Genomic DNA, 10,941 nt, shown 5'->3' on the forward strand with positions numbered 1-10,941 from the left:
AACTGCTTTGCATCAATACATTTAACTAACGATCGCCCGCATCCGATTTGCCCATCCTTAAATTTTATGATCGAAATTCTCTATACCTGGATCGCAACGACTTTAACCCTGACGTTGCCTGACTTCTCCCCATCGCTGCTAGCTGGGGCTGCTAATGTCATCATTTCTGGATGTTACTTTGCCATCGCTTGGCTAATCAGCTTAGCTATGTGGCGAAACCGTCAATTCGGGTTCGACATCTTCGCCACAGTCACAGCAGGCATATTTTGGAGCTGCGCTTTCGGCCACAGCGGTCACGCTGCCGAATACCTAGGACTGCCGCACTCTGCGGTAGTGCAAACTGTGTTCGATTGGATCACTGTAATTGCGGCGATCGCTTTTTTGAGTTTGTCCAACCGCTACGGCTTCTTAGTAGGTTCCACCCGCATCCTTAATGCTAAAAAACAAACAGAACAAGCGCTGAGCGAAACAACCCAGCGATTTCACGCAATCTTCGATCAAGCTTTTCAAGCGATCGCATTATTGGAGGCAGACGGTACTCTGATCGAAGCCAATCAGACAGCGCTAAAATTGGGCGATTTCCCAGCATCAGAAGTGCAGGGGCTGAAATTTTGGCTGACACCAGGGTGGGCATCATCCCCAACCAACCAGCAGCGCCTAAAAACGAACATTCAACAAGTTTCTGCCGGAAATTTTGTCCGGGAAGAATACGAAATCACCGGAGCTAACAACCAGGTAACAGTAATTGACTTGTCGTTTAAGCCGCTGTTAAATGCAACAGGAGAAGTATTTCAAATCCTCGCAGAAGGCCGGGAGATTACCAAGCGCAAACAGGCAGAAGCAGCATTGCAGAAGCTAAGCGCAGAACTAGAGCAGCGAGTGAATGAAAGAACCGAGCAGATCCTGCAAACTAACGCACAATTGGAACAGGAAATTCTCGATCGCACCGCAGCCCAAGAGCAATTAAAAACCTCAGAACTATTCTTAAACAACATCCTCAACAGCATCCCCGACCCGATTTATGTCAAAGACCAACAGCACCGCTGGATTATATTAAATAATGCCTTTTGTCAATACATAGGTCACAGCAGAGAAGAACTAATTGGTAAATCCTACGACCAGTTTTTGCCCAAAGAGGAAGCACAGAGATATCGAGAAAAAGACGAATTAGTTTTATTGACAAATACCAGCAGCGAAATCCAAAAAACCATCACAGACTCAGCAGGAAACACCCGCTTTCTCTCCGCCAAAAAATCTACATTTGTAGATACAGACGGCAGGAAATTTCTCGTTTCCGCGATGAGAGATATCACCAAGCGCGTGCAAATGGAAGAACAAATGCGGCAGACGCTCGCTGAAGTAGAAAGCTCCCAAAACTTGCTGCGGACAGTCATTGACGCTACGCCAGACTGCATATTTGTCAAAGATCGAAACTCGCGCTATACCCTAGTCAATGCAAGTTTCGCCACCGCCTTCGGCAAAACTCAAGCAGAAATTATCGGCAAAGACGACGCAGAAATAGGCATATCGGTCGATCGAATCTTTGGCAGCTTCCAGGCCCAAACCGATTCCCAGAACCAAATTCAAAACTTCCGGGCAGACAACCATCTCGCCCCGAACTCCAACGACTCAGCCACCTTAGCCGACGGCAAAGTACACAGCTTCGACACCCTGAAATTGCCCCTCACAGACGCAGAAGGCAACATTTTAGGAATGCTCGGCTTGGCGCGCGACATCACACAGCGCCGCAAATCTGAAAAAGAACTATTGCGGTTCAAAGCAATTTTAGAAACCACAACAGACTGGGTAGGCATCGCCGACTCCCAACAGCGCACCATTTATCTCAACCGCGCAGCCCGAGAAATGTTGAGAGTTGGCGAAAACGCAGATTTAGCCGGATTCAGCATTTCCGACCTGACATCGCCCAAAAGTATCGACACTCTTCTCAACGTCGGCATCCCCGCAGCTTGCCGGGAGGGGACCTGGAGCGGCGAGGCAATGTGGCGAACTTTAGACGGCCAAGAAATACCAGTTTCTCAAGTAATTATTGCTCACAAATCCGAGAAGGGAGAAATTGAATTTCTGTCAACGATCGCCCGCAACATTACAGAAAGCAAGCGCACAGAAGAAGCCTTGCAGCAGAACTTGCAAATGCTTGACCTGGCAAGCGACGCCTTGATCGTTCGGGATATGGACGGCACGATTAATTATTGGAATCAGGGAGCCGAACGGATGTACGGCTGGACAAAAAAAGAAGCCTTGGGGAAACTCACCCATATTCTATTGCACAGCATTTTTCCCCAGCCTTTAGCAGCTATAGTGGCACAGTTAGAAGAGCAGGATTATTGGGAAGGAGAAATAATTCACACGACCAATTATGACACTAAAATCACCGTATTCAGCCGCTGGAATTTGCAGCGAGACGAACAGGGAAAAGCCAAAGCAATATTAGAAACTAACAACGACATCACAGAGCGCAAGCAAGCAGAAATCGAAAAAGAAAGATTGATTTCGATCGTAGAAAACAGCTCGGATTTTATCGGCACGGCAACCATGGAGGGACAGGGAACATACCTGAATGCCGCTGGACTTAAACAAGTAGGATTGCAAAATATTGAACAAGTCAAAAGCAAAAGTATGTATGACTTCTTCTCAGTAGAAGATGCTAAGATTTTCAAAGAAGAAATCGTGCCGGCTACTGTACGAGACGGTTTTTGGCAGGGTGAATTCCGCTTGAGGAACTTTCAAACCGGCCAAGACTTTCCGGTTGACTTTACCCTATTTACAGTCAAAAACCCAGAAACCGGCGAGCCTATGGGGTTCGCAACAGTTACTCGCGACATCAGCGATCGCAAACGCGCAGAAGAGATGCTGCGCGATCGCGAAAGACTATTCCGAGCCATTTTCGACCAATCGTTCCAATTCATAGGTCTGCTCAAACCGGACGGCACCGTTTTGGAAGCCAACCAAACAGCCCTGGCAGCCGCAGGGCTGCGAAGCGAAGAAATAATAGGCACTCCGTTTTCCGAAACCCTGTGGTGGCAGATTTCCCCGGAAACCAAGCAACAGATACGAGAAGCGATCGCCCTCGCCGCAGCCGGCGAGGTAGTCCGTTACGAAGTGGATGTGCTAGTTGCCAACGGTGCAGTGGCGACCGTTGACTTCTCCATCAAACCCATCACAGACGAGAGCGGCAAAGTCTTGATGCTAATTCCAGAAGGCCGTGACATCAGCGATCGCAAAGCCCTAGAACGAGAATTAGTTTTGCGTCAAAGTCGCTTTGACGCATTTTTCGCAGCCGCCCCCACCTCAATGTGTATTTTTGACGACCAGTTGCGCTTCGTGCAAGTCAACGAGAAATTAGCGGCAACCACCGGCGTCTCAGTTGCCGAACACCTCGGTAAGACGGTGAGGGAAGTTATACCCGAAATGAGCGATACCCAAGTGCCGATGTTGCAGCAGGTTCTCGCCACCAACCAACCGTTGTTAAACCTTGAGGTGTCGGGATCATTCTTCAACGAACCGGGCGTCCTGCGAGATTGGCTGGCGTCATACTTTCCTTTGCCCGGGGCTGACGGCAAACCCATCGGTATCGGGGTTGTGGCGATCGAAATTACCGATCGCAAAAAAGCAGAAGTAGAGCGCGATCGATTTTTTACTCTTTCCCTAGACTTGATTTGTATTATAGATTTTGAAGGCAAATTCAAGCGCCTCAATCCCGCTTGGGAAAAAACCCTCGGCTACACCCTAGAAGAAGTGGAAGACCAACATTTTCTCAACTTCCTCCATCCAGACGATCGCGAAGCAAGCATAGCCGCAGCAAAAAGAGTAAACGAGGGCACCGAAATAAAGTTCTTTGAAAATCGCTACCGCTGCAAAGACGGTTCCTACAGGTGGCTGTCGTGGAAAGTGCGACCTGAAACCGAACAAAAGCTCATGTATGCAGTGGCTCGCGACGTTACCGAAAGCAAACAGGCGATGGTGCGACTGGAAACAACAACAGCCCAATTAGCCAGTTCCGAAGACCAATTTCGCCAGCAAAGCAATCTCTTGCAACTGCTCATAAACAGCATTAGCGACGGCATAATTGCTGCCGACGAAAATAACAATTTTCTTTTGTTCAACCCCGCCGCCGAAGATATGTTTGGCATGGGCGCGACCGATTCTATTCTCAACGAATGGTCGGCAAAATACGGTTTATTCTTGCCCGATACCGTAACTCCCTATCCCCCAGCCGAAATACCTTTAGCGCGCACGGTTCGAGGAGAAGTAGTTGACGACGTAGACCTTTTTACCCGCCACCCAGGCAAGCCAGAGGGCCTGTGGGTGAAAGTTAACGGCCGGCCGCTCAAAGACGAAAGGGGGGCGCTTAAAGGCGGCGTAATCGTTTGCCGCAACGTCACCGAACAAAGAGCATCCCAGCAGCGAATGCAGCAGTTGGCCGAGGCACAGGAACGCTTGCTGCAAGAACTCAAAACTCGGCAGAATGCTCTCGACGAATCGGCGATCGTCAGCGAAACCGATCTCCAAGGTATAATTACTTACGTCAACGGCAGATTTATTGAAATCTCCGGTTACAGCATAGGAGAACTCCTGCACCGCAACCACCGCCTCGTCAATTCCGGCTACCATCCCAAATCATTTTTTGAAGAAATGTGGGTGACAATTTCTCGCGGTTTGGTGTGGAAAGGGGAAGTCAAAAACCGACGCAAAGATGGCTCGTTTTATTGGGTAGATTCGACGATCTCTCCCATTTTTGATACCACCGGCACAATAGTTAAATATATCGCCATTCGCTTTGACATCACCGAGCGCAAAGAAGCAGAAGAACGACTAGAAAAATTGGCAGCCGAACGTAAAGCTGAAGCTGATTGTCTGACGCAGCAAGTCCTTAAATTGTTGGGAGAAATTAAAGGCGCGGCTCAAGGTGACTTGACAGTCAGGGCGGAAGTGACTAACGACGTTTTAGGTGCTGTCGCCGACTCTTTCAACTTCTTAATCGGTTCTCTGCGGAAAGTGGTAACGGGAATTCAAACTTTAGCCGAACAGGTAACGTGTGCCACCGACGAGTCAATTAACAATACCAGTCAACTCACCCAACAGGCAGAAATTCAAGCAGCCAAAATATCTGCCATCATGCGCGAAATTGAGCGGATTGTGAATTCGATCCGCGACGTGCGAGATGTTTCCGTGCGGGCGGAAACAGTGGCTCAGCAGTCTTCTCAAACGGCTGAAGTCGGCGGTATGGCGGTCGATCGAGCTGTCGAAGGCATTAACGGACTCCGGTTGACGATCGCCTCTACCTCGAAAATGATGAAGCGTTTGGGCGAATCTTCGCAGCAAATTGGCAAAATTGTGACTTCGATTTCTCAACTGGCTTCGCAAACTAATTTATTAGCTCTGAATGCTACTATTGAGGCGGCGCGAGCCGGCGAACAAGGTTTAGGCTTTGCAGTTGTTGCGGAAGAAGTGCGGAAATTAGCAGAAAGATCCGCCGGCGCTACTGAGGAAATCTCGGAAATTGTCGGTACAATTCAAGAAGAAATCAGCCGCGTGATGAAGGCAATGGAATCCGGGACGCTGGAGGTAGTGGAAGGCACTAAGCTGGCAAGCGAAGCTAAAACTCACCTCAATGCCATCATCGAAGTTAGTCGAGAAATGAATGCTTTGGTGCAGAATATTACTATCGCATCTGCCAAGCAAACTGTTTCGGCTGAGGGGATTGCTAACAGTATGCAGCAAGTCAACGAGATTGCTAACACGACTGCACAAAAAGGTGCGGATGTCAAAGCATCTTTGGACGAGCTGTCTGGTTCTCTGGGCCAATTGCAAAAGTCGGTGGCGAATTTTCGCAGTTAGTTCAGTTGACTGTTGACGGTTGACTGTTGACTGTTAACTGTTCACTGTTGACAGTTATACGAATCACTAACAACTATCGTTGTTGCCGGGGCGGGTTGACAAATATCCTGAATGCGAATTTATAGATAATCGTGAACCCACCCTGACAACAATTACAGTTAAATAACGGGACATATAAAAAGAAACTGCCAAAAGACAACAGTCAACTGTTAACAGTCAACAGTCAACAGACAACAGACTAATATGAATGATGACGATTTAAACGAATTAATAGATGCTTTTACCGCAGAATGCGAAGAGTTTCTCCAGTCGATGGAGGCGAACCTACTGGCGATGGAATCTGCGGGTTTGAAAGAGCGACAAGCGGCAGTTAAAGAAATGTTTCGGGCGGCTCACTCGATTAAGGGTGCGGGTTCGATGTTGGGCTTTCAAAACGTGTCTGTCGCAGCTCACACGCTGGAGGACTGTTTTGTGATTTTGCGCGATCGCACAGACTTGTCAGCCCTGGAACCGACTACTGTGAGTGTTTTGCTGCAGGGGGTGGATGCTCTCAAAAAGATTACGATCGAATCAGTTCAACACTCCGATGTCACAACTCCGGACCAAACGGAAAACTTGGACGCGATCGCCCAAATTTTCGCTCAGTTCCAGGCCAAGTACGGCAAGTCAGAACAGCCGCCAGTCCCCGCAGCCATCCAATCCCCCTCCCCGGAAACCCTGAAACTGATTTTTGAACACGAAGTGCCGCCACTCTTCAATCGCCTAGAAACCGAGCTTTCCCAAGCTTCCGAGGCAGATTTGGCAAAAAGCGTCACCGCCCTCAACCAGGTTTACTACCAACTTTCCGGTTTGGCTGGAATGCTGCTATTGCCGGAATTTGGGGAAATCGCCGCAGCCCTCAGCGCTTTGATCGACTCTCCCGACTTGACTCTACAGCGGCTGCAATCCGAGGGTTGGGCGATCGCCCAAAACTTGCAAACCGCACGCCAACAAATATTGGAAGGAAGGGCGATCGACCTCCCCGAAATCTCCCCCTCCCCGACTCCCGCCGACTCCCCCCAACTCCCCGACTCCCCGACTCCCGCCGACTCCCCCCAACTCCCCGACTCCCCGACTCCCCCGGACATCTCCCCCTCCCCCTCCCCCACAGTCCCCCCCTCCTCGACTCTCCCAGTCCCCAACCCGCAAAGGCCGACAATCCGGGTAGACTTAGAACGCTTAACTGAATTGGTGAATCTAGTCGGGGAATTAGTCATCAACCGTACAAATTTAGAACTACAAGAATCCGAACTGCGCGGCGAAGTCAAGCGCATCCGCCGCAATATCGTAGATTTGAGCCAATTCGGCGGTCAGTTGCGAGAAGAATACGACAGACTGAGCTTTGCAGAGTGGAGGGGGGGAAACGGGCACTCTGGATTGGGAAAACTTGCAGCAGCAGAAACAGAATTCCCAACGATCGCTAACGGCAAATCCTCTCCGGCCCATGCTCACTTCGATATCTTAGAGATGGATCGTTATACAGAGTTCCACTCGACAGCCGCAGAAGTCATCGAAACTGCCCAAGCAATTTCTCACTCCGCCACCAAATTAGACACCTTGGCGATGAAATTCGAGCGCAGTACCGATCAACTGCGCCGCATTACCGAACAACTACGCAGCCGCGTCATGCAGTTGCGAGTCGTGAGTTTCAGTCGCGCCGTCGATCACTTGCCCAGAGCCCTGCGGGAGATGTGCCTCACATACGATAAGGAAGTCAACCTGCTGCTAGTGGGAAGAGATACCAAAATAGACGAAAGTTTGCTCGACGCTTTGCGCGACCCCTTAATACACTTAGTGAGAAACGCTTTCGACCACGGCATCGAAATGCCCGAAGTTCGGAAAGCAAGCGGCAAGCCGGCCAGCGGTCAAATAGAAATAGAAGCCCGCCACCAAGGCGGCCAAACGATTATTACTGTCGCCGATGACGGCAGAGGCATTGACCCGGAAATGATTCGCCGTAAAGTTGTCACAAAGGGTTTGGCTACGGAGGAACAAGCTCAAGAATTTTCCATTGCCGAACTCTACGATTTTCTGTTTTGGTCGGGTTTCAGCACTGCAGAAGGGGTCAGCGACCTTTCGGGGCGGGGAGTCGGGCTCGACGTGGTGCGAACAAATTTGCGGACTGTGCGGGGGACTGTGAAGGTAGACTCTCGCCTGGGAAAAGGTACGAGTTTTATTATCAAACTGCCGCTGCTGCTGTCGATTACTGATGCACTGATGGTGAAGACAGATCACAATAAAATAGCAGTGCCGCTGGATGCAGTCGAGGAAATTCTGCACATTAAAGCCTCGGAAGTTCACATCGCCGGCAATCAGCCAATGCTGTGGTGGCGAGAGGAATTTATTCGTTTGGTGAGGATGCAAGATTTGCTCGAATACAGCGTCGTCGGGCCGGATGCCCCCTCTCCTGACCCTTTGGCCCAAGACGAAATTCCCGTCCTGGTTTTGGCTTCTACCGAAGGAATGCTGGCGGTGGCCGTGGAACGGCTGATCGGTCAGCAGGAAATAGTGGTTAAACCTTTGCCGCCGCCTCTATCCAAACCTCGCGGCGTTTTGGGGACTACGATTTTGGGGGACGGGCGCGTGGTGAATATTCTGGATGTGGACGATTTGGTGGGCCAACCTGGGGTAAATAGTTCGATCGCCGCTGTCTCCGGTAAAGTGCAGGAGATACCGCCGAGTTCGAGTCAGTCACCGCAGATTTTGGTAGTGGATGATTCCTATACAATTCGCCAGTTGCTGTCTATGACGCTGACTCGTGCTCGCTACCGGGTGGTACAGGCTAAAGACGGTGTGGATGCCCTGGAAAAGTTGCAAAATGGTCTTGATTGCAGTTTGGCGATCGTCGATATTGAAATGCCCCGGATGGATGGATTTGAATTGTTGCGCTCGATCAGATCGACCGAGCGCTTTGCTAAGATTCCTGTAGCCATGCTGACATCCCGTAGCGGGGAAAAACATCGGCAAATGGCAATGGAATTAGGGGCAAATCAATACTTCACCAAACCTTACAGCGAAGCCCAACTTTTACAAGCTATCCCCAAATTGATCCACCAATCAATAATTTAATCCACACTCTCAAATTTCCCATCAAATAATCCCTAATCTCAAACAAAACTTAGGTAAAAAGTAATTAAACACGGGAACTAGAGAGGAAATATACGCAGCAGAATCACCTACTAAACTCCAATAGTTTTCAATTTTCAATTAAATAATTTTCAATTAAATAATTTTCAATCTAAAATCTAAAATATACAATCTAAAATCCAATGACTCACGCCAATTACAATCGCAGATTTCGGAGTAAGAAACCAGCCAGTGTTAGAATTGCTCCTAAAAAAATTGTTTCCTTTGAACTAGGAAATATTTACTATGCTGTTCCTATTGAACGAGTGGAGCGCATTGTTAAAAACTTTAATGCCTACGGTATTTTACCTAACGGTAATAGTTTATTGCGGCATCAAGAAGAACTGATTACCATAATTAATTTATCCACAATATTTCCCAGCAGTCCGAGCTTGGCTGAGTGCAAATACTTGATTATTTGTACCTTAAATAAAAGCGATCGGTTGGGGATTCCCATTCCTGATATGCCAAAAATTTTGGAAATTACCGAAGAAAGCTTCTGCGAGATTCCCGAATTGTACCGTCAACAGCAACTGCCTTCGGTAATAGAAAAGTTAATTCGCGCACCTGATGGTTCCGAAGTTTTTTATCTGAATTTTGATCTACTTAGCGAAATGTAGGGTGTTCACTTTTCGAGGTAATATACCATATAAATGGTATTTTTGCAAACAAAAACTTATTGATTTATGAAAAAACTCACAATCATGTCGATCGCCCTACTAATTTTTGCAGCCACTCTGGAACTGCCGAAGGTGGGGCTGCAACTAAGTGCGATCGGGCAAATAGAAACGCCCCAACCAATCCCAACACCCCAACCCATCCAAACACCCCAACCCATCCCAACACCCCAAACAATCCCAACACCCCAACCCATCCCAACACCCCAACCACAAACACCCCAACCCATCCAAACACCCCAACAAATCCAAACACCCCCAATCCAAACACCTCAACCAAAACCAGCCGACCCCAAAAACCTCGGCTACGTCTCCCCAGAATTTGCCGAAAATTTCTCCCAGCAACAAATCGACCAAATCAACGCCAACGTCGAAATGCTGCTGCTAACTCAAAGCTGCTCCCGCTGCGACCTCCGAGCCGTAAAATTAGTTAACATTAACTTAAAAAATCCCATCCTTACAGGAGCAGATTTATCAGATGCCAACCTCAGCGGTAGTCGCTTCGAGATCTCAGATTTTGTCAACACCAATCTAGCTCGCACAAACTTAAGCGGAGCCGAATTAGTGGGAGCGAGAATCAGCAACGCTAACCTCAGAAAAGCTAACTTGACAAAGACAAATTTAGACGGTGCAGACCTGCGATTTTCCGACTTGAGAGATGCCGATCTTTCCGATGCCAACCTCCGCAATGCTAATATAGATGGCGCTACTATCGATCGAGCAAGTATGGCCGGCACCACAATGCCCGACGGCAGAAAAAATCAATAATAATAGAGGTAGTCTTATGTCGCCGATTAAACAACGCCTTCTCGAAGCGATCGAACGGACTCCTGAGCCACTTTTAGAGCAAACGCTGGCATTTCTGGAATTTTTGACCAGTCGGACACAATCGGCGATCGCCCCAGACTTCGACTCAGATTTTGACTCAGATACCGACTCCAACGAGCAAATCCTCGCCGATCTGAAAGCCTCCCTCCACCAAGCCAAAGCGGGACAAACCTTTCCCATATCGGAACTCTGGGACGGTATCAATGTCTGATATGTCAGTCCAAGTCACATTCACGGCACTCTTCAAACGTCGCCTCAAAGGACTCGCTAAAAAGTATCGCCAAATTCAAACCGATATTCAGCCAGTCCTTGATGAGCTTATCCAAGGAAACTTCCTGGGGGGGTGACAAAGAGGTCTAGGAGATAGACCGAATAAGGGTTGCAGCCCGCATACCTTGTTGATAAAAGCGAC

6 protein-coding genes are annotated in these 10,941 nt (G+C 48.7%); all 6 read left to right on the top strand.

The features are described from left to right. Nucleotides 1-66 precede the first annotated feature (66 nt). Nucleotides 67-5,859 carry a PAS domain S-box protein gene (locus tag QUB33_RS20205; protein ID WP_333353240.1) on the top strand — a complete coding sequence of 1,931 codons (5,793 nt, stop codon included), beginning with the start codon at nucleotides 67-69 and terminating at the stop codon, nucleotides 5,857-5,859. 243 nt (nucleotides 5,860-6,102) lie between these two features. Further along, nucleotides 6,103-8,967 (top strand): hybrid sensor histidine kinase/response regulator, encoded by a 2,865-nt coding sequence (locus QUB33_RS20210; protein ID WP_333353243.1) that lies wholly within the window; start codon nucleotides 6,103-6,105, stop codon nucleotides 8,965-8,967. Between the two features lie 200 nt (nucleotides 8,968-9,167). After that, nucleotides 9,168-9,644: a chemotaxis protein CheW gene (locus QUB33_RS20215; protein WP_333353248.1), complete on the top strand. Its 477-nt coding sequence runs from the start codon at nucleotides 9,168-9,170 to the stop codon at nucleotides 9,642-9,644. Between the two features lie 66 nt (nucleotides 9,645-9,710). Beyond that, nucleotides 9,711-10,469, top strand: coding sequence for a pentapeptide repeat-containing protein (locus QUB33_RS20220; RefSeq protein WP_333353251.1), 759 nt, complete (start codon nucleotides 9,711-9,713; stop codon nucleotides 10,467-10,469). A gap of 16 nt (nucleotides 10,470-10,485) precedes the next feature. Beyond that, entirely contained in the window at nucleotides 10,486-10,740 is a 255-nt protein-coding gene (locus QUB33_RS20225; protein WP_333036453.1) for a hypothetical protein, read from the top strand. Beyond that, a complete protein-coding gene (locus QUB33_RS20230) occupies nucleotides 10,733-10,876 on the top strand; it encodes a hypothetical protein (RefSeq protein WP_333353254.1) in 144 nt (47 codons plus the stop codon). Before QUB33_RS20225 ends, QUB33_RS20230 begins: the two co-directional genes overlap by 8 nt. Nucleotides 10,877-10,941: the final 65 nt, after the last annotated feature.

Source organism: Microcoleus sp. B3-A4, from assembly GCF_036705385.1.
In the GTDB taxonomy this organism is placed as follows: domain Bacteria; phylum Cyanobacteriota; class Cyanobacteriia; order Cyanobacteriales; family Microcoleaceae; genus Microcoleus.

What these genes read in the sequence shown, in the direction of transcription:
- QUB33_RS20205 (WP_333353240.1), top strand. Translation starts at nt 67, where the DNA reads ATGATCGAAATTCTCTATACCTGGATCGCAACGACTTTAACCCTGACG.
- QUB33_RS20210 (WP_333353243.1), top strand. Translation starts at nt 6,103, where the DNA reads ATGAATGATGACGATTTAAACGAATTAATAGATGCTTTTACCGCAGAA.
- QUB33_RS20215 (WP_333353248.1), top strand. Translation starts at nt 9,168, where the DNA reads ATGACTCACGCCAATTACAATCGCAGATTTCGGAGTAAGAAACCAGCC.
- QUB33_RS20220 (WP_333353251.1), top strand. Translation starts at nt 9,711, where the DNA reads ATGAAAAAACTCACAATCATGTCGATCGCCCTACTAATTTTTGCAGCC.
- QUB33_RS20225 (WP_333036453.1), top strand. Translation starts at nt 10,486, where the DNA reads ATGTCGCCGATTAAACAACGCCTTCTCGAAGCGATCGAACGGACTCCT.
- QUB33_RS20230 (WP_333353254.1), top strand. Translation starts at nt 10,733, where the DNA reads ATGTCTGATATGTCAGTCCAAGTCACATTCACGGCACTCTTCAAACGT.